We start from the raw sequence: 26,323 nt of genomic DNA on the forward strand, positions 1-26,323 counted from the left end.
ATGAGCAAAAATCTTACCATCAAGGATATTGCCGTACTCGCCGGTGTGTCGATCACCACCGTCTCGCGCGTGCTCAACAAGCATGCGTGGGTGTCGGAAAAAACCCGCACGCGGGTGGAGCAGGTGATCGCCGAGCATCAGTTCAGCCCCAACCTGATGGCGCGCGGCATGATATCGCGCCAGAGCTACACCCTCGCGGTGATCGTCTCTGACATCACTAACCCTTACTTCGTCACGCTGGTGGCGCAGATTCAGCAGGCCTGTCTGGCCATCGGTTACAAAATCACCCTGTACGATACCCAGTCGGCCAACCGCAGCCCTCAGCACGACGATGATGAAAGCGCGATTTTTCAGTCGATTATCGATAGCCAGATCGATGGGGTGATCGTGCTCGGCGGCCACAGCGACTATGCGCCGATTCCGGCCGGTTACCTGACGCTGCTGGAATCGCTGATGGACAAAATGGCGGTGGTGGTGGTGGGGCAGCCGCATCCTGCTGGCCGCTGGCCGTGCGTGATGCGCGACCAGCAGCACTGCGTCGGGCTGGCGGTGAATCATCTGCTGGCGCGCGGCCTGCGCGGTATCGCGTTTATTGGCGGCTCGCGCAAAGTGTGGGTGACGCGCGAGCGCGTCAGTCATTTCCACGCCACGCTGCAGCAGGCCGGCATTACGCCGCGCGACAGCTGGATCTGCCTGAATAACTTCTATCCTGAACACGGCTATCAGGCGGTTGATACGCTGTGGCAGCAGGCAGAGCAACCGCAGGCGCTGGTGGCAATCAATGATCGCGTGGCGATGGGCGCGATCCGCGCGCTACGCGATCGCGGCATTGACGTGCCTGAGCAGGTCGCGGTCATCAGCTGCGAGCGCTTCCCCGGCAGCGAGTATTTTATCCCGCGCCTGACCAGCGTCGATCACCAGAATCCGCAGCTGGGGCAAAACATTATCACCATGATGATGGCGCAGCTGGACGGCAGCTTAAGCCCGCACGCGCGCTGCAGCGCACCGCTAAAGCCGGTATTGATCCCCGGCGAATCCGCCTGATCTTCTCCCCTTAAACGTTCCGCCTGCTTTCGTTGCGCTTTGTTAGCGCGATCGCAATTTCACGATCCTTACGTTGACTTAATATGCGCCATTAAATAAGTTGGCTCACAACCTGAAAACGTTTTCAGGTTGGCGGGAAAACAGTTTAAGGAGCGGTAATGAAACCCACCATGATGACCTACATCCACCAGCAACCCGAGGTGCTGAGCCATCTGCTGGCGTGCTATCCGCAGGGATTACCGGTGCTGGGCAAGGCAAAAACAGTGCTGATTCTGGCCACCGGCTCCAGCATCAACGCCGCGCTCAGCGCCAAATATTACGTTGAGCAACTGACCGGCGTACGCATCAGCGTGCAGGAGCCGTTTCATTTTCAGCATTACGAGCAGTGGGATCCGGCGACCGATCTGGTGATCGCGATTTCACAAAGCGGCGAGAGCACTTCGACGCTGGCAGCGATCGACGCGCTGAAAAAACAGCACGGCGTGGCAACCTGGGGCATCACCAGCAAAATCACCAGTCCGCTGGCGCAGGCGGTGGATCACGCGGTAGACATCATGAACGGCGAGGAGCGCGTCGGTTATGTCACCAAAGGCTATGTCGCCACGATCCTGACGCTGATGCTGATTGGCGTGCACAGCGCGCGCCACAGCGGTCGCCTCAGTGCAGAGCAGGAGCAGCAGGCGCTGGCGCAACTGCAGCGCGGCGTCGACGCGATTCCGGATATCATCGCCCGCACCGAGCGCTTCTGGCAGCGCTGGCAGGACGATCTCACTGCGGCGCCACGCTTTATCTCGATTGGCTTTGGTCCGGCGATTGGCGTGATCAAAGAGATGGAGACCAAATTCAGCGAAACGGTGCGCGTGCCGTCGCAGGGCATTGAACTGGAAGCGTTTATGCATGGCCCCTATTTCGAAATCAATCCGCAGCACCGGCTGTTCTTCATCGACGTCGAGGCGCCGGTGCGCGAACGCCTGCAGCTGCTGCGCCAGTATGAGCAGCGCGTGACACCGCACGTCTGGAGTCTGTGTCTCGGGGAGAGCGATGATGCGCGCACGCTGGCACTCGGCGTGGAGGTCAGCGAATGGATGGCGCCGCTGCTGATGGTGATTCCGTTCCAGATCCTCGCGCATCACATCGCTGAAGCCAAAGGCAATAATCTGCCGCAGCGCATATTCACTGATTTTGGCGTGGCGATGAAGAGCAAAACCAAACCGGGTGATTACGACTAACGCCGGGCGCGAGCCATAAGGATAACAACAATGAAACTCGATTACGTGAAGCTGGCGCAGGCCATCAGGGAACAGGTCGGCGGCGACGATAATATCAGCCATATTTCACACTGCGCCACGCGACTGCGGCTGACGATAAACGATCTGGCCAGTGTCGATATGCCGGCCATCAGTAACCTGCCGGGCGTCATCCGCGTGGTGAACGCGTCCGGACAGCTGCAGATTGTGGTCGGGCCGCAGGTCGAACAGCTGTATCAGGCGATGCAGCAGGGCGCAGCGCCGGTGGCCGAGCCGGTGAAGCCCGGCAAAGACGAGCGCGGCGTTGCGGGCAAAATGCTGGCCACGCTCGGCGCTATCTTTACGCCCTACATTGGCGTACTGGCCGGCATCGGGGTGATCAAAGGCATCATGGTGCTGCTGCAGACGCAGGGCTGGGTGGCGGACGATGACCTGCTGTTCGCCATGTTCAACGCGCTGGCCAGCGGCGTGTTTGTCTTCCTGCCGCTGTTTATTGCCGTTACCGCGGCAGACCGTTTCGGTGCCAGCCGTTTCACCGCGCTGGCGCTGACGGCGGCGATGGTGTTTCCGCTCACCCAGCCGGATCTGCCGGCGCACTTTACGCTGTTCGGCCTGAGCATCAGCCTGAAGATTTACGGCGGCGCGGTGATTCCGGCGATTCTGGCGGTGCTGCTGCTGAGCAAGGTTGAGCACCGACTGAAACAGTGGATCCCCGAGGTGGCAGCGCTGGTGTTTGTGCCGTGCCTGTCGCTGCTGATTTGCGGCTTTGTGGTGTTCACGGTGATTGGCCCGCTGGCAGATTACGTTGGCGTCGGCATCGCCAGCGGCTACAGCTGGCTCTATCAGCTCAGCCCGATGATCTCCGGCGCGCTGCTGGCGGGCATTGGTCAGCTGTTCGTGGTGTTTGGTGTCCACTGGGGCATCATCCCGCTGGCGCTGATCAATATTCAGGTGCAGGGCTACGACACCATCATGGCGATGTTTATGTCGGCGGTGATGGGGCAGTTTGGCGCGGTTACCGGCGCGATCTTCATCGCCCGCAGCCTGCGCGACCGGCAGATTGCAATCTCGGCGTCGCTGTCAGCGTTCTTTGGCATCACCGAACCGGCGCTGTACGGCGTCAATCTCAAGTACCGCATGCTGTTTATCTTCGGCTGCATCGGCGCGGCGCTCGGCGGTGGCATCACCGGGCTGTTGCAGGTGAAAACCTACAGTTTCCTGCCGGTGCTGAACGTGTTTGAACTCGGCCTGTTCGAAGGCCCCGAGTCGAAGATGATCTATGAAGTGGCGGCAATTGCCGTGGCTTTCCTCACCCCATTCATTCTGACGCTGATTTACGGCCGCTGGACGCTGCGCAGCGTGAATAAAACCGGCGCCTGATGCGCTGATTCGTTAACACCAAAACAGGGAAATCGCATGCGGCTGCTTCGCAGGGCCGCGTGCACCTTAAGGAAAGGTCATGAACACATTCACCAGGAGAAAAAAGGCAGCGCTGCTGCCGCTGGCCACCCTGATGCTGGGCGCGGCACCGCCGGCGCTGGCGGAAGGATTTGTTGAAGACAGCACGCTGGAGGGCACCGTCTATTACTGGCAGCGCCACCGTGAGCGTAAAGATCTCGATCCGCACAGCACGCACTATCAGCACTATCAGACCAACCTGCATCACAGCACGCTGACCGGCGCGCTCGATTATCAGTCCGGCTATCTGGCCGATACCGTGGGCATTGATGTGGCGGCCTTCGCCACCTGGGATCTGTTTGAAGGCAGCCCGGCGCATCCCAACGAGATCAGCTTCAGTCACGGGCCTTCGATGTGGGAAGACCGTGGCGTTGGCGAACGTAGCGGACTGGATCTCTACCGTGCCGCACTGAAACTCAAAGCCGGCGACTACTGGCTGCGGGCCGGTTATATCCAGCCGAGCGGTCAGACGCTGCTTGGCACCCAATGGGGATTTCTGCCAGGCACCTACCAGGGCGTGGAAGTCGGGGCGGTCTATGACTATGGCGCTGCCGGCGCGCTGTCGCTGTCGTGGATGGGTGCCAACAAGTACAAAGCACCGTGGTATCGCAAAATGTACGAGTTTCGCGAAATCGATCGGCAAACACGCATTCCTTATCTGCACTCGCTGGGCGCGAAGTATGACTTCAAAAACGGCAACACGCTGGAGCTGGCGTGGGGTGAATCTCCGCATTATCTCGACAAATATTTCGCCAAAGCGGCACGTCAGACCACGCTGTGGGATAACCCGTTCAGCGTCAGCTGGCAGTTCTACGGCTCGCAGGATCGTACCGGTCGCCATGATGTTTACGATGAGTTTGCCTGGCAGCAGGGCCTGACGCTGGCGTACCAGTGGGATCGCTACCAGTTCCGGCTCGAGGGCAGCGCAGTACACGCACCGGGTAAACAGGGTTACTACACCGTGGCGATGACGCCGATCTATCCCAACTCCGCGGGCCGCATCGATATGTGGTGGGATTCGCGCTCTGACTTCAACGCCGACGGCGAAAAAGCGCTGTTCGCGGGCCTGATGATCGATCTCAGCGACATCGTCTGGCCGGGCGTCAGCATCGGTGGCTCGTTTGCCTGGGGCTGGGACGGTAAACCGGCGCGCGGCGGCGACTGGTCGCAGCAGCAGCGCCTGACGGAAACCGCCATCAACGGCGATCTGGTGTGGCAGGTGCAGTCCGGCTGGGCCAAAGACACGGTATTTAAGCTGCATCTCACCGCCTACAACAATCATAGCGATAACCCCAGCTGGGGCGGCGGCTATGGCAACGTTTTCCAGGATGAAAAGGACGTCAAATTCATGATGATTGCCCCTTTTAGCCTGTTCAATCACTCACGACACTAAGGATGATGACCATGAGGATTCGCTTCTCCGCGCTGACCGCAGCGCTGTTACTGGCCGGGCTGGCGCACGCCGAAACCCACGTTTTAATCAATCAGGTCGGCTACGATGTTGCCGCGCCGAAAAACGCTATCGTGCAGCTGACCGGCGACTCGCGCGCTAAGCCGCCGGTGAAATTTACCCTGCTGGATAATGAGACCAATAAAGCGGTGCTGAGCGGCACGCTGCAGCCGCAGGGTGACGTGCCGGGCTGGGGCGATCGCACCTTCTATCGTGCCGATTTCTCCGGCTGGCAAACGCCGGGCCGCTACGTGCTGCAAACCACCAGCAGCGACGGCGATGTGCGCTCCGGGCCGTTCATTATTGGTGCCGATCTGCTCGAGCGCTATACGCTGTCCGATGTGATTGCCTATTTCAAAAGCCAGCGCGTCACCGGCCTGTTCGATAAGGCGGACCGCAAACTGCCGCTGCCACCGGGCACCGGCAGCGGCACGGTTGACGTCCACGGCGGATGGTATGACGCCACCGGCGATTACGGCGTGCACCTGTCGCACCAGAATCTGACCTCTTATTTCAATCCGCAGCAGGCGCCGCTGGTGGCGTGGAGCTTACTGCGCGGTTATCAAAATCTCGGGGCGCGGGATAACCCGAACTTTGATGAGTATCGCCGGCGCATGCTCGACGAAGGGCTATACGGTGCCGATTTCCTGGTGCGCATGAAGCGGCCGGGGGAATCCTTCTTCCAGGCGATCTCATCGCCGGGCAAAGAGAAGCTGGCTCAGGACCGGGTGATCGCCAATCCCAACTGGCGCACGCAGATCAAAGAGAAGGAGTCAGATTCCACCATTGTTGAAGAGGAGGCGGTCGGCCCGCTGGCGTGGCAGGCCAGTTTCCGCTCCGGTGCCGGCATGTCAATTGCCGCGCTGGCGCTGGCCAGCACCATGGAGAATGACGGCAACTTCACGCGGCAGCAGTATCTGCAAACCGCAGAAGATGCCTTTGCCTTCCTGCAGAAAAATAACCTGCGCATGGTGAACGACGGCAAAGAGAACATCGTGGATGATTACACCGCGCTACTGGCCGCTACCGAACTGTATCGTGCCTCGCAAAAAGCGGTCTATCTGGCTGCGGCGCAGCAGCGCGCGGAGAGCCTGATGGCGCGACTGACGTCGCTGGATAACTGGCATGACTACTGGCGTGCCGACGGCGAAAAACGTCCGTTCTTCCATCCGTCCGATGCCGGTCTGCCGGTGATTGCGCTGCTGGAGTACGCGCGTATCGCGCCGCAGGCGCAGCAGGCGAACATCCGCCAGACGATAAAACGCTCGCTGGGCTTTGAGCTGGCGGTGACTAAAGAGAGCAATAACCCGTTTGGCTATGCGCGCCAGCTGATTCAGCTGAAAGACGGCGTGAAGCGCACCAGCTTCTTCTTCCCGCACGACAGCGAAGCTGCGCCGTGGTGGCAGGGCGAAAACGCGCGTATCGCCTCGCTGGCCGCCGCCGCCCGTCAGGCGATGCCGCTGTTCGCGGACGATAAAGCCTTTACGCAGCAGCTGCAGAGCTATGCCTGGGATCAGCTCAACTGGATCCTCGGTCATAATCCGTACGACGTCAGCATGCTGACCGGCAGCGGCTATCGCCACATCAGCTATCTGTTCTTCAACTCGTGGAAATACACCACGCTGCCGGGCGGCATCGTCAACGGGATTACCGGTGCGTCAAATCAGGTGGCGGACGGTATTGCCTTTGATGAAGGCTACGCGATTACGCGCAAGGATGATGACTGGCGCTGGGCAGAAGGCTGGCTGCCGCACTCGGCCTGGTATCTGTATGCGGTGAGCTTACCGGATCGTCACTGATGTCCTGAATCTGCCCGGCTTTACGCCGGGCTTTTTACTGCCTGCCGTCCGGTTGGACTGCTTATTGTTGCGACAACTGCCGACGGTTGCGTGATTTACGCCTACCACTTCCCGCGCCTCACCGCTAGAATGCAAACATCCTTGTGCTGCCAGCGCAGGACCGCTTGCGCCGCTGAAGGCGCAAAACGGGCGCGGCGGTCGGTGGACCGGTTAATGAAAAAGGTCAGAATCAGATGCGGATACGGCTCAGCAACGATGATGGAATTCAGACTCCCGGCATTGGCGTGTTCCCTGGCGTGAAGACATTACGACAGGTTGATCCTGGCGCCGGCGTGGCGCGGAAGAGGGCAGGCGACGGGCTGTACCAGGCTGAGGTGAACCCGGCATGGTAAACCGGCGCATCGAAACGCTTCTGGCCCAACTGCGCACGCAGGGTATTCACGATGAGCATCTGCTGAAAGCTATCGCTGATGTCCCGCGTGAACGCTTTATTGACGAGGCTTTTGAACATAAAGCCTGGGAGAACGTGGCGCTGCCGATTGGCAACGGCCAGACTATTTCTCAGCCTTATATGGTGGCGCGCATGACGGCGCTGCTGGAGCTGAACCCGACTTCGCGCGTGCTGGAAATTGGCACCGGTTCGGGTTATCAGACCGCCATTCTCGCGCATCTGGTTAACCACGTTTACTCGGTTGAACGCATCAAAGGGCTGCAGTGGCAGGCGAAACGCCGCCTGAAGCAGCTCGATCTGCATAACATTTCCACACGCCACGGCGACGGCTGGCAGGGCTGGGCCGCGCGGGGGCCGTTTGATGCCATTATTGTGACTGCCGCACCGCCAGAAATTCCGACTGCGCTGATAGCGCAACTGGGAGAAGGCGGCAAAATGGTGCTGCCGGTGGGTGAGGACCAGCAGGTACTTAAGCGCCTGCGTCGTCAGGGTGGTGAAATCATTGAAGAAACGATTGAGCCGGTGCGCTTTGTGCCGCTGGTTCAGGGCGATCTGGCATAAAGCCATCTTACGTATTTCTTCACAATCGTTACATGGCATGGCGCAGTTGATATTGTTACTATCCTTGTTAATCAATGCGAAAGCGCGTTTTTGACGGCACAGCTAGTGAATCATGCGGTCAACGTCGACACACAGTTTTATCCAGGATTGCCATCACGGGGGATCAATGAGCACGGGAAGCACAGTATTTCAATTACGCCGTCTGGCGGCACTTTCACTGGTCGGTTTTTGGCTGGCAGGCTGTAGCTCTGGCGACAACACACAAGCCCCCATCAGCCAGATTGGCAGCAACAGCGGTGATAGCGGTATGGCTGCAGCTCCCACCACAGGCGGCGGCATGATCGCCGCGCAGAACAGCACCGTGCCGGCGATGCCGCGTGGTGGAATGTTAAGCGGTGGTACACCATCAGCCGCGCCTGCAGGTGGAATGGTTAGTGGCAATAATAATGTGACCACCGAAAATGGTCGTATTGTGTACAATCGCAATTATGGGAATATTCCTAAAGGCAGCTACGGCGGTGAAACCTACACCGTTAAGCGAGGCGATACGCTGTTCTATATTGCCTGGATTACCGGCAATGATTTCCGCGATCTGGCACAGCGCAATAATATCGCGGCGCCCTATAGCCTGAGCGCCGGGCAGACGTTACAGGTGGGTAACGGTAACGGTCAGACCATCACCGGTGGTAACGCGATAACCGCAGCGGATGCCACGCAGGGCGGCGTTCCGGTGGCATCGAATCAGACGCAAATTAAATCCACCCCTGTTGCACAGCAACCTGTTATTACGTATTCTGATGATTCGGGTTCGACAGGCGGGAAAATGCTGCCGTCGAAAGGGGCAAATAATGTGGCAACGACCACAGCTCCGGTTACCGCACCGCCCACAGTTAGCAGCACAACTAATAGCACAACACCAGTGGGAAGCTGGCGTTGGCCGACTGATGGGAAGATCATCGATAACTTCTCCGCTGCGGAAGGCGGAAACAAAGGGATCGATATCGCCGGGTCGCGTGGACAACCTGTCGTCGCCACTGCATCAGGAAGAGTGGTATACGCAGGCAACGCGCTCCGCGGGTACGGTAATTTAATCATCATCAAACACAACGATGATTACCTGAGTGCCTACGCCCACAACGATACCATGCTGGTCCGGGAACAACAGGAAGTTAAGGCGGGGCAAAAAATCGCTACCATGGGTAGCACCGGAACCAGTTCAGTAAGATTGCACTTTGAAATTCGTTACAAGGGGAAATCCGTAAACCCGTTGCGTTATTTACCGCAGCGATAATCCGGCAGAACCTTAGGTGTTCTGCCCTTGGATCACGGGTAGGAGCCGCTTATGAGCCAGAATACGCTGAAAGTTAATGAGTTACACGATGATGCGGAATTCGAGGAGAACGGAGCTGAGGTTTTTGATGAGAAGGCTCTCGTTGAGAACGAACCTGGTGATAATGAAGTAGCTGAAGAAGAGTTGCTGTCACAGGGTGCGACGCAACGCGTTCTGGATGCGACGCAGCTTTACCTCGGCGAGATTGGTTATTCACCACTGTTAACGGCGGAAGAAGAGGTGTTCTTCGCCCGTCGCGCATTACGCGGTGACATTCCTTCTCGTCGTCGCATGATCGAAAGTAACTTACGCCTGGTGGTAAAGATTGCCCGTCGTTATAGCAATCGTGGTCTGGCGCTGCTGGACCTGATTGAAGAGGGGAATCTCGGCCTGATTCGCGCCGTAGAGAAGTTTGACCCGGAACGCGGGTTCCGCTTCTCAACCTATGCCACCTGGTGGATTCGTCAGACCATTGAACGGGCTATCATGAACCAAACCCGTACTATTCGTCTGCCGATTCACATTGTTAAAGAGCTGAACGTTTACCTGCGTACCGCGCGTGAACTGTCGCATAAGCTGGACCATGAGCCGAGTGCGGAAGAGATCGCCGAGCAGCTGGACAAGCCAGTTGACGACGTAAGCCGTATGTTGCGTCTCAACGAGCGCATTACGTCGGTTGATACGCCGTTAGGCGGTGATTCCGAGAAAGCGCTGCTGGATATCCTGGCCGATGAGAAAGACAACGGTCCGGAAGACACCACGCAGGACGATGATATGAAACAGAGCATCGTTAAGTGGTTGTTTGAACTCAATGCCAAGCAGCGTGAAGTGCTGGCACGTCGTTTCGGCCTGTTAGGCTATGAAGCGGCAACGCTGGAAGATGTGGGCCGCGAAATCGGTTTAACCCGTGAGCGTGTCCGTCAGATTCAGGTTGAAGGTCTGCGTCGTCTGCGCGAAATTCTGCAGACGCAGGGTCTGAATATCGAAGCACTGTTCCGCGAATAAGCCGTAGCTGGCAATAAAAACGGTGACCATAAGGTCACCGTTTTTTTATGCCTGTCATTCAGGCCAGCGCGCGCCGCGCACGCGCCGGTGGCAGGTTACATCAGGGTTTTCAGACGGTAAATCCACTCCAGCGCCTGTTTGGGCGTCAGGCTGTCCGGATCGAGCGCTTCCAGCGCCTCCACTGCCGGCGAGGTTTCTGCCACCAGCAGCGGCAGCTGTGAGCCTTCTACCGTTGAGCCGGCAGAACTGCCCGACAGCGCTTCCAGCTCTTTTAACTTGTGGCGCGCACGCTTAATCACCTCTTTCGGCACACCGGCCAGCGCCGCCACGGCCAGGCCGTAGCTCTTGCTCGCGGCGCCATCCTGCACGCTGTGCATAAAGGCAATGGTGTCACCGTGTTCCACCGCATCAAGATGCACATTCACCACGCCTTCCATTTTCTCCGGCAGGGTCGTGAGCTCGAAGTAGTGGGTGGCAAACAGCGTCATGGCTTTGATGCGATTCGCCAGGCTTTCGGCACAGGCCCAGGCGAGCGAAAGGCCATCATAAGTGGACGTCCCGCGGCCGATTTCGTCCATCAGCACCAGGCTGTTTTCGGTGGCGTTATGCAGAATGTTGGCGGTCTCGGTCATCTCGACCATAAAGGTAGAGCGACCGGAGGCGAGATCGTCGGCGGCACCGACACGGGTAAAAATGCGATCAATGGGGCCGATCACCGTCTCTTCCGCCGGCACATAGCTGCCGATCCAGGCCATCAGTGCAATCAGGGCCGTCTGCCGCATGTAAGTACTCTTACCGCCCATGTTGGGGCCGGTAATGATCAGCATGCGACGCTGCATCGAAAGCGACAGCGGGTTGGCAATGAACGGCTCTTTCAGCACCTGTTCCACCACCGGATGGCGACCGGCGGTGATGCGAATCCCGGCTTTCTCCTGCAGCACCGGGCGGCAATAGTTGAGTGTCCAGGCGCGCTCGGCCAGGTTGGCCAGTACGTCCAGTTCTGCCAGCGCCGCGGCGCTCTGCTGCAGCGCTTCGAGGTGTGGCAGCAGGCGATCAAACAGCTCGTCATACAGGCTCTTTTCCAGCGCCAGCGCTTTGCCTTTCGACGTGAGAACCTTGTCTTCGTACTCTTTCAGTTCGGGAATGATATAGCGCTCAGCATTTTTCAGCGTCTGGCGGCGAACGTAATGGATAGGCACCAGATGGCTCTGTCCGCGGCTGACCTGAATGTAATAGCCGTGCACAGCGTTGAAGCCAACCTTCAGCGTATCCAGCCCCAGTTTTTCGCGCTCGCGAATCTCCAGGCGGTCAAGATAGTCGCTGGCGCCATCGGCCAGCGCGCGCCACTCGTCCAGCTCGGCGTTATAGCCGGGCGCGATAACACCACCGTCGCGCACCAGCACTGGCGGCGATTCAATAATGGCGCTTTCCAGCAGTTCGCGCAGTTCGCTGAAATCCCCCATCCGATCGCGCAGCGCGTTGAGATGGGGCGCGGCCACGCCCGCTAACTGGGTATTGAGTTCTGGTAATTGCTGGAAGGCATGACGCATGCGTGCCAGATCGCGCGGACGCGCGGTGCGCAGCGCCAGACGTGCCAGAATACGCTCCAGATCGCCCACCTGGCGCAGCACCGGTTGCAGTTCTTCGCTCAGCGACTGCAGTTCGGCAATTGATTCCTGGCGGCGCGTGATGGTGGCCACGTCGCGCAGCGGCATATGCAGCCAGCGCTTCAGCATGCGGCTACCCATCGGCGTGACGGTTTTATCCAGTACCGCCGCGAGCGTATTTTCGCTGCCGCCCGCCAGATTCTGGGTGATTTCCAGATTGCGCCGGGTAGCCGCATCCATAATGACGCTGTCCTGCTGGCGCTCCATACTCAGCGAGCGAATATGCGGCAGCGAGGTGCGCTGCGTATCTTTGACATACTGCAGCAGACAGCCCGCCGCGCGCAGCGCCAGATGCGCCTGCTCGACGCCAAAGCCGCTAAGATCGCGCGTGCCAAACTGCAGGTTCAACTGCTGACGTGCGGTGTCGATTTCGAATTCCCACAGCGGACGCCGCCGCAGCCCGCGGCGCTGATCGATCAGCGTCATGGCCTGCAAATCTTCCGGATAAAGTAGCTCTGCCGGATTGGTGCGCTGCAGTTCGGCCGCCATGGTCTCGACATCGCCCGGCTCGCTAAGGCGGAAACGCCCGGAGCTGATATCCAGCGTGGCATAGCCAAAACCGCGCTGGCTCTGGAAGATGGCTGCCAGCAGGTTATCCTGGCGCTCCTGCAGTAACGCTTCATCACTGATGGTGCCGGGCGTTACAATGCGCACCACTTTACGCTCAACCGGCCCTTTGCTGAGTGCCGGATCGCCAATCTGTTCACAGATCGCCACCGATTCGCCCAGCTGCACCAGCTTCGCCAGATAGCCCTCAACGGCATGATAGGGCACGCCGGCCATCGGGATCGGTTCACCGGCGGACGCGCCGCGTTTGGTCAGCGAGATCTCCAGCAGCTGCGATGCGCGTCTGGCATCGTCGTAGAACAGCTCATAGAAATCGCCCATGCGATAAAACAGCAGGATGTCAGGATGATCGGCCTTCAGGCGCAGGTATTGCTGCATCATGGGGGTGTGGCCACTGAAGTCCATTTGCTCTGCTCCTTTCATCTCATTCTCACTCAGGATTCACTCTTTTGATTTCCGCTGGCTGGACAGGGGGCAGCCGGGGATGGATGATTATCACACTGGCGGATAACGAAAGGGCAAATGTTAGCATTTTTGCGCAGCCCGCTTCATCCGCCAGCCGATGTTTCTGGCTGGCGACCATATCAAATTGCGACAGGCGGTAAAAAGCAAATTTTACGCGGTGGGGAAAACTGTGGAGCCAGCGCGCAAATTCGGCGCTTAGCGCGGCCGGGCGCTGCCGCTGCCGCGCTACAGGTGAGTGTCAGTTCGGTCAGTGCACCCCTTACCTCTGCGGCGTTTTCATTACCTGAGCAGAGATATGGCTGGTCATAACTGCAGAATCACAACGGGCGTAAATTTACGACATTGCTCTGTAAGTCGCTTCGTTGAACGATTACCATGAGCATTCGTGTTTCATCTGGCTTATGGATATCCGATGCGTTTTAAGGTTGCTCTTCTTCCGCTTATTTGTTTGCTTGCTGCCTGCAGCAGTAAGCCTGCCCCCCAGCAGCAATCCGCCGTTGTGCCTGCACCGAAAGGGGGGTTTTTACTGGAACCTTCTCACGCCATTCAGCCGATGTTTGGCGACTTTGCCGGTAATCCGGCGGCAGAACAATTTATCGATCAGATGGTGGCGAAGCACGGTTTCAACCGCGACCAGCTGCATGCGGTCATTGGCCAGGCGAAGCGACTGGATTACGTGCTGCGCCTGATGGATCAGCAGGCGCCGAGCTATACGCCGCCGAGCGGGCCGAACGGCGCGTGGATTCGCTATCGCAATAAATTCATCACCCCGGATAACGTGCAGAACGGCGTCGCCTTCTGGAATCAATATCAGGATGCGCTGCAGCGCGCCCAGCAGGTGTATGGCGTACCGCCGGAGATCATCGTCGGGATTATCGGGGTGGAAACACGCTGGGGTCGGGTGATGGGCAAAACCCGTCTGCTGGATGCGCTGGCGACGCTCTCGTTTAGCTATCCGCGCCGTGCCGCTTACTTCAGCAGCGAGCTGGAAACCTTCCTGCTGATGGCGCGCACCGAGCAGGACGATCCGCTGGATCTGCGCGGCTCTTTCGCCGGTGCCATGGGCTACGGCCAGTTTATGCCGTCCTCCTATAAGCAGTATGCGGTCGATTTTAACGGCGACGGCCATATCAATCTGTGGGATCCGGTGGATGCCATCGGCAGCGTTGCCAACTACTTTAAAGCGCACGGCTGGCGTTCCGGTGAAAACGTCGCCGTGCCCGCCAGCGGTCAGGCACCGGCGCTGGAGAACGGTTTCAAAACCTCTTATTCAGTGAATACGCTGGCTGCCAGCGGTCTGGCACCGCAGGGTTCGCTGGATGGCAACAGCCAGGTCAGCCTGCTGCGGCTGGATCTCGGCACCAGCTATCAATACTGGTACGGTCTGCCTAATTTCTACGTGATTACGCGCTACAACCACAGCACGCACTATGCCATGGCGGTATGGCAGCTGGGGCAGGCGGTCGCCCAGGCGCGTCAGGGCAACATGCTTTAATTCTGTCCTTATAAAGTATGAGGGTATAAGATGGCGCCCGTTTTGCGGTGCCTTCTTCATCGCATACCGACCACTGAGGAATATGTATGACGACTTTACCTGCCTGCCCGGCCTGCCAGGCAGATTACACCTGGCAGGAGGGTGATAACCTGAACTGCCCCTCCTGCGGCCATATCTGGTCCGCCAGCGCGGATGACAGCAGCGAAGGGCTGGTAGTGCGCGATGCCAACGGTAACCTGCTGGCAGATGGCGATAGCGTAACCGTAGTGAAAGATCTCAAGGTGAAAGGCAGCTCTTCCACCCTGAAAATCGGCACTAAAGTGAAAAGCATCCGTCTGGTTGAAGGTGACCACAATATCGATTGCAAAATCGACGGCTTCGGTCCGATGAAACTCAAATCTGAGTTTGTGAAAAAAAACTAATTGCAGGACGGCCATGCGCCGTCCTGTTGCTTTTCCCCGCAGGATGCGGAAGTAATGACATCCGCATCCTGCGCGCTATCACCACGCCTGAGCCTGCAGCACCTGACTCCGCTGCGCCATCCACACTTTTTCTGCAACCGCACTTTTCTCTTCGCGCCTCGCGCAGCAAAACAGGTAGTGTGTGACTCTTCCACACAGACAGGAGCGTTGCTATGCAAGACTGGAATCCCCAGCTGTATCGTCAGTTTGAATCTGAGCGTACGCGCCCGGCACAGGAGCTGCTGGCGCGTATTCCCGTCCACGAGGTGCACTTTGCTACCGACCTGGGATGTGGCCCGGGCAACAGCACGGAACTGCTGGCACAGGCCTGGCCGCAGGCGCACATCACTGGCATCGACAGCTCTGAGGCGATGCTGGAACAGGCGCGGCAACGCCTGCCGGACTGTGATTTTCGTCAGGCCGATATCCGCAGCTGGCAGCCTGAGCAGCCGCAACAGGTCATTTATGCCAACGCGTCGCTGCAATGGCTGACCGACCACGAAACCTTGTTGCCGCATCTGGTAAACCAGCTGGCACCGGGCGGAGCACTGGCGGTGCAAATGCCGGATAACCTGCAGGAGCCGTCGCATCGTCTGATGCGTGAGGTGGCGGCCAGCTCACGCTGGCAGGCGCATATTTCGCCTCAGGCGGCAGAACGCAAACGCCTGCTGAGCAGCGATCGCTACTATGATTTATTAGGCGATGCAGGCTGTCAGGTCGATATCTGGCGCACCACTTACTATCATCCGATGGCGGATGCGCAGGCGATTATCAGCTGGTTGCGTGCCACCGGGCTGCGTCCGTTCCTTGCCGCGCTGGATGAGGCGCAGCAGGCTGACTTTTTACGCGACTATCATCAGGCGCTGCTGCCCGCTTACCCGACGCGCAGTAATGGACAGGTTTTGCTGGCCTTTCCGCGTTTATTTATGGTGGCGGTGAAAACGCACTGACCTCACCGGAACGCAGCGCGCAAAATGCGACGGTGGCGGTTGAAAAGGGCTTGTTGCCGCACCATTTACTGCTAACGTGAAGCGCCACAACAGGAGAAGGCGATGAACGACGAACAACTTCAGCAGCTCAGCCGACGTATTGGCGAACAGCTCAGGCATCGTCAGGCGACGGTGACGGCGGCGGAGTCCTGTACCGGCGGCTGGATTGCCAAGGTATTTACCGACATCAGCGGCAGTTCTGCGTGGTTTGAGCGCGGCTTTGTTACCTATAGCAATGAGGCCAAGCAGCAGATGGTTGGCGTGCAGGCGGCGACGCTGGCGCAGCACGGTGCCGTCAGTGAGCAAACGGTACGCGAAATGGTGACCGGCGCCTGTGCCGCGGCCGGCGCCGGCTACGGTATTGCGGTGAGCGGTATCGCCGGGCCGGATGGCGGCACGGCAGAAAAGCCGGTCGGTACCGTCTGGTTTGCGCTGGCAGGTCCGGAGGGCCGCGTGCTGGCGCAGCGCCAGCAGTTTGCCGGCGATCGTGATGCTGTCCGGCGTCAGTCGGTTAGCTGGGCGCTGCAGACGCTGCTGGATGAATTTCTGACAAATTAAACTTGATACTGTATGACTATACAGTATAATTAGCGGCAACAGAACGAGCAGGCATACACGGTGCCCGCTCACCCGGCATGATTAGGAGTGGAAATGGCGATTGACGAGAACAAACAGAAGGCTTTAGCTGCCGCGCTGGGCCAGATTGAGAAACAATTTGGTAAAGGCTCCATCATGCGCCTGGGTGAAGACCGCTCGATGGATGTTGAAACCATCTCTACCGGCTCCCTGTCGCTGGACATCGCGCTGGGCGCGGGTGGCCTGCCAATGGGCCGTATCGTTGAGATCTACGGACCTGAGTCCTCCGGTAAAACCACGCTGACCCTGCAGGTCATTGCTGCTGCGCAGCGTAAAGGCAAAACCTGTGCCTTTATCGATGCCGAGCACGCGCTGGATCCGGTATACGCCAAGAAACTGGGCGTCGACATTGATAACCTGCTGTGTTCGCAGCCGGATACCGGTGAGCAGGCGCTGGAGATCTGTGATGCGCTGGCCCGTTCTGGTGCGGTAGACGTGATCATCGTTGACTCCGTGGCGGCGCTGACGCCGAAAGCGGAAATCGAAGGTGAAATCGGTGATTCGCACATGGGTCTGGCTGCGCGTATGATGAGCCAGGCGATGCGTAAGCTGGCGGGTAACCTCAAGCAGTCCAACACGCTGCTGATCTTCATCAATCAGATTCGTATGAAGATTGGTGTGATGTTCGGTAACCCGGAAACCACCACCGGTGGTAACGCCCTGAAGTTCTACGCCTCCGTGCGTCTGGATATCCGCCGTATCGGCGCCATTAAAGAGGGCGACGAAGTGGTGGGGAGCGAAACCCGCGTTAAAGTGGTGAAGAACAAAGTGGCAGCACCGTTTAAGCAGGCTGAGTTCCAGATCATGTACGGTGAAGGCATCAACACCTTCGGCGAGCTGGTTGACCTCGGCGTGAAGCACAAACTGGTGGAAAAAGCCGGTGCGTGGTACAGCTACAACGGCGATAAAATCGGCCAGGGTAAAGCGAACGCCACCAACTTCCTCAAAGAGAACCCGGCGATTGCCAACGAGCTCGACGTTAAGCTGCGTGACATGCTGCTGACCGGTGCAACGGCAGAAGCGGCGACAGCGGATAGCGCGGCTGATAAATACGAAGAAGCCAGCGAAACCAACGAAGATTTCTAACCATACCCACGGGAGCAGCAATGCTCCCGTTTTGCTTTTTCCCGCCCGTGCTTTTCCTCTCTGCCTTCTTGCTTTACCCTGCGCAACAGTCACAACAAGGTAATCCTATGTCATCGACCTCATCACAGGCTCCGGAGCCTACCTTTTCCCGGGTACTCGATCGTGCCATGCGTATTTTGTCGCAGCGCGACCATAGCCGCGACGAGCTGAAACGCAAACTGCAGCTGAACAATCAGCGTGCGGCCTGGCTACAGCAACAGGAGAGCCAGCCGATACCGGAAGCGCTGCTGGAGAAAGTGCTCGACTGGTGTCAGGAGAATGGCTGGCTCAACGACCAGCGTTTTACCGAACGCTTTATTCAGAGTCGCGCGCGCAAAGGCTATGGTCCACAGCGGGTGCGCATGGAGCTGCAGCAAAAAGGCATCGACCGCGATGAGATAAACCAGGCGCTGTTCGATAGCGAGGTTGACTGGAGCCAGTGCGCGGGCGAGGTCGCTAAACGTAAATTCGGCGAACCGCTGCCGCAAAGCTGGGCGGAAAAAAGCAAAGTCCAGCGCTTTCTGATGTCGAAAGGCTTTATGATGGAAGACATTCAGGCGATTTTCAGAAATATTGACGACTGAAAGGCGATGGGATTTTACTTCCCATTGAAGAAAATTTATCTTATTCCCACTTTTTGTTCCTCAGTCAGTGGCGGGCCGGGCGCATGCGGTTTGCCAGCGAAAGGGAACGTTCGTTAGCGTGATTCCAGGAATTTTATGAGCAAGAGCACTGCTGAGATCCGTCAAGCGTTTCTCGACTTTTTTCATAGCAAGGGACATCAGGTTGTAGCCAGCAGCTCCCTCGTACCAAACAACGATCCGACGTTGCTGTTTACTAACGCCGGCATGGTGCAATTTAAAGACGTTTTCCTTGGTCAGGATAAGCGCGATTATTCGCGTGCCACCACGTCGCAGCGCTGCGTGCGTGCCGGCGGTAAGCACAATGACCTGGAAAACGTCGGCTACACCGCGCGTCACCACACCTTCTTTGAAATGCTGGGCAACTTCAGCTTTGGCGACTACTTCAAGAAAGAAGCCATTGCCTACGCCTGGGAACTGCTGACGGGCGAGCAGTGGTTTAAGCTGCCGAAAGAGCGTCTGTGGGTAACTGTATACGAAACCGATGACGAAGCCTTTGAAATCTGGGCCAATGACATCGGCGTACCGCGCGAACGTATTATCCGCATTGGCGATAATAAAGGCGGTGCTTACGCCTCTGACAACTTCTGGCAGATGGGTGACACCGGCCCTTGCGGTCCGTGCACCGAAATCTTCTACGATCACGGCGACCACATCTGGGGCGGCCCTCCGGGCAGTCCGGAAGAGGATGGCGATCGCTATATCGAAATCTGGAACATCGTGTTCATGCAGTTCAACCGTCAGGCCGACGGCACCATGCAGCCACTGCCGAAACCGTCGGTGGATACCGGTATGGGCCTTGAGCGTATCGCCGCGGTACTGCAGCATGTGAACTCCAACTATGAAATCGATCTGTTCGCGAAGCTGATTAACGCGGTGGCGCAGGTAACCGGCGCCACCGATCTGAACAACAAATCACTGCGCGTGATCGCCGACCACATCCGTTCATGTGCCTTCCTGATTGCCGATGGTGTCATCCCGTCGAATGAAAACCGTGGCTATGTGCTGCGCCGCATCATTCGTCGCGCGGTGCGTCATGGCAACATGCTGGGCGCGAAAGAAGCGTTCTTCTACAAACTGGTGGCTCCGCTGATCGAGGTGATGGGCGCAGCAGGTGAGGACCTCAAACGTCAGCAGAAGCACGTTGAGAACGCCCTGAAAAATGAAGAAGAGCAGTTTGCTAAAACGCTGGAGCGTGGCCTGGCACTGCTGGACGACGAGCTGGCGAAGCTGAAAGGCGACACCCTCGACGGCGAAACGGTGTTCCGTCTGTATGACACCTTCGGCTTCCCGGCGGACCTTACTGCTGACGTATGCCGTGAGCGCAATCTGAAGATTGACGAAGCGGGCTTTGAAGCGGCGATGGAGCAGCAGCGTCAGCGTGCGCGTGAAGCCAGCGGCTTCGGTACCGATTACAACACGGTTATCCGCTTTGATACGCCGACTCAATTCAAAGGTTACGACCACCTGTCGCTCGAGGCGACGGTGCAGGCGCTGTTTGTGGACGGCCAGCAGGTTGAGCAGGTCACAGCCGGGCAGGATGCGGTGGTGATTCTGGATCAGACCCCGTTCTACGGTGAGTCTGGCGGCCAGGTGGGTGATACCGGCGTTCTGACCGGGCAAAATGCTGAATTTAGCGTGCAGGATACGCAAAAATATGGCAAAGCCTTTGGTCATATCGGTAAGCTACGCCAGGGTCAGCTGCGGGTGGGCGATCGCCTGCAGGCGCAGGTCGATGAAGTGCGTCGTTCGCGCATCATCCTCAACCACTCCGCGACGCATCTGATGCACGAAGCGTTGCGCGAAGTGCTGGGCGATCACGTTGGCCAGAAAGGCTCGCTTAACAACGACAAGTACCTGCGTTTTGACTTCTCACACGGCGAAGCCATGAAGCCGCAGCAGATTCGTGCGGTTGAGGATATCGTTAACGCCCAGATTCGCCGCAACCTGCCTATCACTACTAACGTGATGGACCTGGAAGAGGCGAAAGCGCTGGGCGCCACCGCGCTGTTCGGTGAGAAGTACGATCAGCGTGTGCGCGTGGTCAGCATGGGCGAGTACTCCATTGAGCTGTGCGGCGGTACGCATGCGGCACGCACCGGTGACATCGGCCTGTTCCGCATTCAGGGCGAAGCCGGCACGGCGGCGGGTATTCGCCGTATCGAAGCGGTGACCGGTGAAGCCGCGATTGCACAACTGCACGCGCAGAGCGATCAGCTAACCGACATTGCTCAGGTGGTGAAAGCCAACCACAGTAATCTGAACGAGAAAGTGCGCGGACTGGTAGAAAACGTGCGTGCGCTGGAGAAAGAGCTGCAACAGCTACGCGATCAGCAAGCGGCGCAGGAAAGCGCTTCACTGAGTAGCAAAGCGGTTGAGGTGAAGGGCGCGAAACTGCTGGTAAGCGAACTCAGCAATGTCGAGCCAAAAATGCTGCGCACGATGGTGGACGATCTGAAAAATCAGCTTGGTTCTGCTGTCATCGTACTGGCAACCGTTGCAGAAGGTAAGGTGTCGCTGATTGCTGGCGTCACCAAAGATCTGACCGATAGGGTGAAGGCCGGTGAGCTGATTGGCGAACTGGCTGCGCAGGTCGGCGGTAAAGGCGGCGGGCGTCCGGACCTGGCGCAGGCTGGCGGAACCGACGCCCAGGCACTTTCTGGCGCGCTGGCTGGCGTGCCGGAGTGGGTGAGTAACCGGCTGTAACGAAATAAAATTAAGCATCGTGAAGAGCGCCAGGAACATCTGTTTCGGCGCTTTTTAACGCGGTGTGCACCAGGTAATGACAAAGTCCGGTTGATGTAGTGTATTTCGGCTAAACTAACTATCAGCAGAATGTATTGGCATGGCAGAACACAATGGTGTATTTGTCATAGGCATTGTTCAGCGTTATATGATGGATATGGCCGGGAGACCGAACAGGCCCGACTCTTTTAATCTTTCAAGGAGCAAAGAATGCTTATTCTAACTCGTCGAGTTGGTGAAACCCTCATGATTGGTGATGAGGTAACTGTAACGGTGCTGGGTGTTAAGGGTAACCAGGTCCGCATAGGCGTAAACGCGCCAAAAGAAGTGTCGGTTCACCGTGAAGAGATCTATCAGCGCATCCAGGCTGAAAAAACACAGATTACACCTCAATAACGTATTCAGTGCCTCGCTATGTGGCGAGGCGCTACCGCTTCTCTTCCTCCCGTCGTTGTTTTTATCCGTTCACGCTCTCCTGATTTTTCCGCGAATTATGTCGGCTGCCGCACGCTTTTACTGTTGATAAATCACTCTTTTTGTCGGCAAAACATGCGGATTGCACGTCATTTGCGCAATCAAACCTGAATCGGTAAAAAGTCGGGAAAAATTGTTTGACTTATAAGTCCGGGAAAGTAATATGTGCGCCACGCAGTGCCGATGAGCGGAAACAAAGTTCAAAAGCACGGTTCGCAAGAACGCGTAAGGTGAGGTGGCCGAGAGGCTGAAGGCGCTCCCCTGCTAAGGGAGTATGCGGTCAAAAGCTGCATCCGGGGTTCGAATCCCCGCCTCACCGCCATTTTCCGATGCATCCATAGCTCAGCTGGATAGAGTACTCGGCTACGAACCGAGCGGTCGGAGGTTCGAATCCTCCTGGATGCACCATCTTCTGCAAGATGGAAAGTGCCTCAGTGTGTCATGATGCGATAATCGTTCAGGACGTACTAAGGAGGATAACGTTGCTTCAGCAACGGCCCGCAGGGTGAGGCGCAAGCCGAATAATCCTCCTGGATGCACTATCTTCGGATATGGTATTTACTTCAGAGTAGTAAGAGTGAACGAGTAGTTCCTTTCATGGTGAGTTGTTAGCACCCTGCGTTGTACAAGAATCATTTAATGCATCCATAGCTCAGCTGGATAGAGTACTCGGCTACGAACCGAGCGGTCGGAGGTTCGAATCCTCCTGGATGCACCATTCTTTGTATCATTCCCAGGTTGATTTCAGTTAGTCCATCGTAAGAAAATCTCTCAATGCATCCATAGCTCAGCTGGATAGAGTACTCGGCTACGAACCGAGCGGTCGGAGGTTCGAATCCTCCTGGATGCACCATTTCTCTATGTTATTCTCAAGTTTGTTCAGTTTGTTCATCGAAAGAAAATCTCAATGCATCCATAGCTCAGCTGGATAGAGTACTCGGCTACGAACCGAGCGGTCGGAGGTTCGAATCCTCCTGGATGCACCATTTTCTCCGAGATGAAAAGTGCCTCAGTGTGTCATGATGCGATAATCGTTCAGGACGTGCTAAGGAGGATAACGTTGCTTCAGCAACGGCCCGCAGGGTGAGGCGCCAGCCGAATCATCCTCCTGGATGCACCATCAAATAAAAAGCAAACTGCCCTTGTGCGCTGTTCCGCTTGATTCCTGACCCGATTCAACATCCGCATTCCGAAAGATTTTCTCACGCGCCGTCTCCATCAAAAAATCACTGCATTTACCGCCATTTATCGCCGGTCGCGCGCTCTGACCTTATTCTGAAAACGAAAATTGCTAATGCTTTCAAAGCATTTGCGGTTAAGCCTGCCTGGCGACAACCTGAGCGCATTACGCTAAAGTAATGGCTCATTTTGTGGTGTTAATGGAGTCACAATGTACGACCACTATGACGCCCTGATTTTCGATATGGACGGCACCATTCTTGATACCGAGCCGACACATCGAAAAGCCTGGCAGCAGGTGCTGAGCCGCTATGGTTTCACCATGGACGAAGCAAAGATGGTGGCATTCAACGGGGCACCCACCTGGCAATTGGCCCGCTACATTCTGGAACAGAATCAGGCGCAGCACGATCCGCATCAGCTGGCGGCAGAGAAAACGGCGGCATTGAAAGCGATGCTGCTGGAAGACGTGCGTCCGCTGCCGCTGATGCAGGTGGTCAAAGCCTATCACGGTCGCCGTCCGATGGCGGTTGGCACCGGCAGCGAACACAGCTTAGCCAAAGCGCTGCTGGAAGCGCTCAACGTTTATCATCTGTTTGATGCGGTAGTCGGCGCGGACGATGTCCAGCGTCATAAGCCGCAGCCTGATACCTTCTTACGCTGTGCGGAGCTGATGGGGGTTGCGCCTGCGCGCTGCGTGGTATTCGAGGATGCTGACTTTGGCGTGCAGGCGGCTAAAGCGGCGGGCATGGATGTGGTTGATGTCCGTTTACTGTGAATGAATTTCTGACGTATGGATCGTTATTCGGCAGTAGCTTTCTGAGTGCAACGCTGCTTCCGGGCAGCTCGGAAGCGGTGCTGATTGCGTTATTGATCGCCCAGAAAGGGTCGGTCTATGGATTGTTACTGGCTGCATCAGTGGGAAACACGCTGGGCGGCCTGACCAACATTCTTCTTGGTCGCCTGATGCCAGCAACAGGGCAGGGGCGATGGCACGACACAGCAATGACGTGGCTACAACGATGGGGACCCGCAGCGCTGCTGTTTAGCTGGCTGCCAGTGGTGGGCGATTTACTCTGCGTGCTCGCAGGGTGGTTGCGCTTCTCCTGGCTGCCCTGCGTGCTGTTTCTCGCCCTGGGTAAAACGCTGCGTTATATCGTTATCGCGACCGCCACTTTACAAGGTATGCAATGGTGGCATTGATTCGCACAGATTCGAGGCTACGGTTAACATTATGCTGAACAAAAATAAATTATTCACACAGCGGGAGGTTAATGTGATCCCGGACGTATCAAAAGCGCTCTCCTGGCTGGAAGCGCATCCCGACGCGTTAAAGGGTATCGGCCGTGGCATTGAACGTGAAACACTTCGCGTCCAGCCGAATGGTCATCTGGCTACCACTGGCCACCCTGAATCGCTGGGTTCAGCGCTGAAGCACGACTGGATTACCACCGATTTTGCTGAAACGCTGCTGGAGTTCATCACCCCGGTGGATCAGAACATCGATCGCTCCCTGGCGTTTCTGCGCGACATCCACCGTCACGTGGCACGCGAGCTGGGCGACGAGCGCATGTGGCCGTTCAGTATGCCGGGCTATGTTGAAGATGTGGACAACATTGAGCTGGCGCAGTACGGCAGCTCCAATATCGGCAAAATGAAAACCCTGTATCGTCAGGGGCTGAAAAATCGCTACAGCGCGCTGATGCAGATTATTTCTGGCGTGCACTATAACTTCTCGCTGCCGCTGTCGTTCTGGCAGGAGTGGGCGGATGTCAAAGACGCGGAGAGCGGCAAAGAGACCATCTCGGCGGGCTATCTGCGCCTGATTCGCAACTACTATCGCTACGGCTGGGTGATTCCTTACCTGTTTGGCGCTTCGCCAGCCATCTGCTCTTCCTTCCTGCAGGGACGGGAAAGTAAGCTGCCGTTCGAAACCAACGGCGAAGGAACATTGTGGCTGCCGTATGCCACGTCGCTGCGCCTGAGTGATTTGGGCTACACCAATAAATCACAAAGCGGGCTGGGCATTACCTTCAATTCGCTGGAAGGGTATGTCGCTGCGCTGAAAGCGGCGATCAAAACACCGTCTGCCGAATATGCGGCGATGGGCACCAAAGACGCGGAAGGCAACTGGCTGCAGCTCAATACCAACGTGCTGCAAATCGAGAACGAACTGTACGCACCGATTCGTCCGAAACGCGTGACCCGCTCGGGTGAGGCGCCGTCCGATGCGCTGCTGCGCGGCGGCATTGAGTACATTGAAGTGCGTTCGCTGGACATCAACCCGTTCTCTGCCATTGGTGTGGATGCCGATCAGGCGCGCTTCCTCGACCTGTTCCTGATTTGGTGTACGCTGGCCGATGCGCCGGAGATGAGCGCAGATGAGCTGCTGTGCAGCCGGAAAAACTGGAACCGCGTGGTGCTGGAAGGGCGCAAGCCGGGTCAGGTGATCGGCGTGGGCTGCAGTGATACGGAACATCTGCTGGTTGATGTCGGTAAAGCGCTGTTTGCCGATCTGCGCCGGGTGGCTGAAGTGCTGGATAGCAACGACGGCAGCACGCAATATCAACAGGTTTGCGATCAACTGGTAGCGTCGTTTGACGATCCTGAGCTAACCTATTCGGCGCGCATTCTGCAAGCCATTAAAGAGCAGGGGCTGACCGGAGCTGGCGTGGCGCTGGCCGAGCAGTATCGTCATCTGCTGTGCGAAGAGCCGCTGGAAATTCTCACCGAGGCCGATTTTAGCCGTCAGGCGCAGGAGTCGGTGCTGAAACAGCAGCAGCTGGAGCAGAGTGATACACTGGATTTTGCCAGCTATCTGGCAGGTCGCGAAGGCTAGAAAAGAAAATGGCCACATCACTGTGGCCTAAATTAACATCTCTGTTGTCAGGGATGATGATAACAAATGCGCGTCTTTCATATATTCAGACGTTGGGCGAACAGAAAAGTTTCATCGTTTTAAAAAAAATCTCAAAACAGGAGGTGACGTATGCCACTACTGGATAGTTTTACTGTTGATCACACCATCATGGGCGCGCCAGCGGTACGCGTGGCGAAGACCATGAACACTCCGCATGGCGATACCATCACCGTTTTCGATCTGCGTTTCTGCCGTCCGAACATCGACATCCTGACCGAACGCGGCATCCACACGCTGGAGCACCTGTTCGCGGGCTTCATGCGTAACCACCTCAACGGTGACGGCGTGGAAATCGTCGATATCTCACCGATGGGCTGCCGCACCGGCTTCTATATGAGCCTGATTGGTACGCCAGACGAGCAGCGCGTGGCAAAAGCGTGGAAAGGCGCGATGGAAGATGTGCTGAAGGTAAAAGATCAGAACCAGATTCCGGAACTGAACGAATACCAGTGCGGCAGCTACAAGCTGCACTCGCTGGACGAAGCGCAGCAGATTGCGCGCAACGTGCTGGCGCACGACATTGGCGTTAACCGCAATGAAGATCTGAAGCTGCCGGCTGAAAAGCTGAAAGAGCTGCAACTCTAGTTGCCGCTTCTGCCATAAAAAACGCCGCG

21 protein-coding genes and 5 tRNA genes are annotated in these 26,323 nt (G+C 57.2%); 25 read left to right on the forward strand and 1 reads right to left on the reverse strand.

What is annotated here, in order from left to right:
• The 8 genes from C1N60_RS04520 to rpoS all read left to right on the forward strand — a co-directional run bounded on the left by C1N60_RS04520 (position 1) and on the right by rpoS (position 10,345).
• The gene (locus C1N60_RS04520) at positions 1-1,044 is read left to right on the forward strand and encodes a LacI family DNA-binding transcriptional regulator (RefSeq protein ID WP_394521449.1); all 1,044 of its coding nucleotides are present in this window, start codon (positions 1-3) and stop codon (positions 1,042-1,044) included.
• Between the two features lie 158 nt (positions 1,045-1,202).
• Complete coding sequence (locus tag C1N60_RS04525) at positions 1,203-2,273, forward strand: SIS domain-containing protein (protein WP_058771484.1); 1,071 nt, start codon at positions 1,203-1,205, stop codon at positions 2,271-2,273.
• 30 nt (positions 2,274-2,303) lie between these two features.
• Positions 2,304-3,671 (forward strand): PTS transporter subunit EIIC, encoded by a 1,368-nt coding sequence (locus C1N60_RS04530; RefSeq protein WP_125310172.1) that lies wholly within the window; start codon positions 2,304-2,306, stop codon positions 3,669-3,671.
• Positions 3,672-3,750: 79 nt separating this feature from the next.
• Positions 3,751-5,142, forward strand: a complete 1,392-nt coding sequence (locus C1N60_RS04535; protein WP_152390527.1) for an OprD family outer membrane porin — start codon at positions 3,751-3,753, stop codon at positions 5,140-5,142.
• Between the two features lie 11 nt (positions 5,143-5,153).
• Positions 5,154-6,998, forward strand: a complete 1,845-nt coding sequence (locus C1N60_RS04540; protein WP_394521450.1) for a glycoside hydrolase family 9 protein — start codon at positions 5,154-5,156, stop codon at positions 6,996-6,998.
• A gap of 385 nt (positions 6,999-7,383) precedes the next feature.
• A complete protein-coding gene (locus C1N60_RS04545) occupies positions 7,384-8,010 on the forward strand; it encodes a protein-L-isoaspartate(D-aspartate) O-methyltransferase (protein ID WP_021507341.1) in 627 nt (208 codons plus the stop codon).
• Positions 8,011-8,176: 166 nt separating this feature from the next.
• Positions 8,177-9,301, forward strand: a complete 1,125-nt coding sequence (gene nlpD / locus C1N60_RS04550) for a murein hydrolase activator NlpD (protein ID WP_058776000.1) — start codon at positions 8,177-8,179, stop codon at positions 9,299-9,301.
• 51 nt (positions 9,302-9,352) lie between these two features.
• On the forward strand, positions 9,353-10,345 hold the full coding sequence (gene rpoS, locus C1N60_RS04555) for an RNA polymerase sigma factor RpoS (protein ID WP_021507339.1): 993 nt from the start codon (positions 9,353-9,355) through the stop codon (positions 10,343-10,345).
• A 95-nt stretch (positions 10,346-10,440) separates the two neighbouring features.
• Here the strand turns inward: rpoS and mutS are convergent, their stop codons facing one another.
• Complete coding sequence (gene mutS, locus C1N60_RS04560; RefSeq protein ID WP_058776001.1) at positions 10,441-12,984, reverse strand: DNA mismatch repair protein MutS; 2,544 nt, start codon at positions 12,982-12,984, stop codon at positions 10,441-10,443.
• A gap of 472 nt (positions 12,985-13,456) precedes the next feature.
• On the opposite strand from mutS, the gene mltB reads away from it, so the two are divergent.
• The 17 genes from mltB (at position 13,457) to luxS (ending at position 26,294) form a co-directional block, all read left to right on the forward strand.
• Positions 13,457-14,539: a lytic murein transglycosylase B gene (mltB, locus tag C1N60_RS04565; protein WP_031279678.1), complete on the forward strand. Its 1,083-nt coding sequence runs from the start codon at positions 13,457-13,459 to the stop codon at positions 14,537-14,539.
• Between the two features lie 86 nt (positions 14,540-14,625).
• Positions 14,626-14,961 (forward strand): zinc ribbon domain-containing protein YjdM, encoded by a 336-nt coding sequence (locus C1N60_RS04570; RefSeq protein ID WP_088516493.1) that lies wholly within the window; start codon positions 14,626-14,628, stop codon positions 14,959-14,961.
• A 212-nt stretch (positions 14,962-15,173) separates the two neighbouring features.
• Positions 15,174-15,950 (forward strand): trans-aconitate 2-methyltransferase, encoded by a 777-nt coding sequence (tam, locus tag C1N60_RS04575; RefSeq protein WP_058776002.1) that lies wholly within the window; start codon positions 15,174-15,176, stop codon positions 15,948-15,950.
• A gap of 102 nt (positions 15,951-16,052) precedes the next feature.
• Entirely contained in the window at positions 16,053-16,547 is a 495-nt protein-coding gene (gene pncC / locus C1N60_RS04580) for a nicotinamide-nucleotide amidase (protein WP_132467015.1), read from the forward strand.
• A gap of 93 nt (positions 16,548-16,640) precedes the next feature.
• Positions 16,641-17,711: a recombinase RecA gene (gene recA, locus C1N60_RS04585; RefSeq protein WP_021507334.1), complete on the forward strand. Its 1,071-nt coding sequence runs from the start codon at positions 16,641-16,643 to the stop codon at positions 17,709-17,711.
• A 107-nt stretch (positions 17,712-17,818) separates the two neighbouring features.
• Positions 17,819-18,334 (forward strand): regulatory protein RecX, encoded by a 516-nt coding sequence (locus tag C1N60_RS04590; protein ID WP_394521451.1) that lies wholly within the window; start codon positions 17,819-17,821, stop codon positions 18,332-18,334.
• A gap of 135 nt (positions 18,335-18,469) precedes the next feature.
• Complete coding sequence (gene alaS / locus C1N60_RS04595; protein ID WP_215481437.1) at positions 18,470-21,097, forward strand: alanine--tRNA ligase; 2,628 nt, start codon at positions 18,470-18,472, stop codon at positions 21,095-21,097.
• Between the two features lie 249 nt (positions 21,098-21,346).
• A complete protein-coding gene (gene csrA / locus C1N60_RS04600) occupies positions 21,347-21,532 on the forward strand; it encodes a carbon storage regulator CsrA (RefSeq protein WP_058759760.1) in 186 nt (61 codons plus the stop codon).
• A 307-nt stretch (positions 21,533-21,839) separates the two neighbouring features.
• Positions 21,840-21,932: transfer RNA gene (locus tag C1N60_RS04605), tRNA-Ser, on the forward strand.
• Positions 21,933-21,941: 9 nt separating this feature from the next.
• Positions 21,942-22,018 (forward strand) — tRNA-Arg (locus tag C1N60_RS04610).
• A gap of 233 nt (positions 22,019-22,251) precedes the next feature.
• Positions 22,252-22,328: transfer RNA gene (locus tag C1N60_RS04615), tRNA-Arg, on the forward strand.
• A 58-nt stretch (positions 22,329-22,386) separates the two neighbouring features.
• Positions 22,387-22,463: transfer RNA gene (locus tag C1N60_RS04620), tRNA-Arg, on the forward strand.
• A gap of 56 nt (positions 22,464-22,519) precedes the next feature.
• A tRNA-Arg gene (locus C1N60_RS04625) sits at positions 22,520-22,596 on the forward strand.
• Positions 22,597-23,000: 404 nt separating this feature from the next.
• Positions 23,001-23,567, forward strand: a complete 567-nt coding sequence (gene yqaB / locus C1N60_RS04630) for a fructose-1-phosphate/6-phosphogluconate phosphatase (protein WP_058771641.1) — start codon at positions 23,001-23,003, stop codon at positions 23,565-23,567.
• Positions 23,564-23,992, forward strand: coding sequence for a YqaA family protein (locus C1N60_RS04635; RefSeq protein ID WP_021507330.1), 429 nt, complete (start codon positions 23,564-23,566; stop codon positions 23,990-23,992). Before yqaB ends, C1N60_RS04635 begins: the two co-directional genes overlap by 4 nt.
• A gap of 31 nt (positions 23,993-24,023) precedes the next feature.
• Positions 24,024-25,628, forward strand: coding sequence for a glutamate--cysteine ligase (gshA, locus tag C1N60_RS04640; RefSeq protein WP_021507329.1), 1,605 nt, complete (start codon positions 24,024-24,026; stop codon positions 25,626-25,628).
• A 150-nt stretch (positions 25,629-25,778) separates the two neighbouring features.
• On the forward strand, positions 25,779-26,294 hold the full coding sequence (gene luxS, locus C1N60_RS04645; protein ID WP_010617126.1) for an S-ribosylhomocysteine lyase: 516 nt from the start codon (positions 25,779-25,781) through the stop codon (positions 26,292-26,294).
• Positions 26,295-26,323 lie beyond the last annotated feature (29 nt).

It is taken from the genome of Pantoea sp. SGAir0184 (assembly GCF_043544755.1).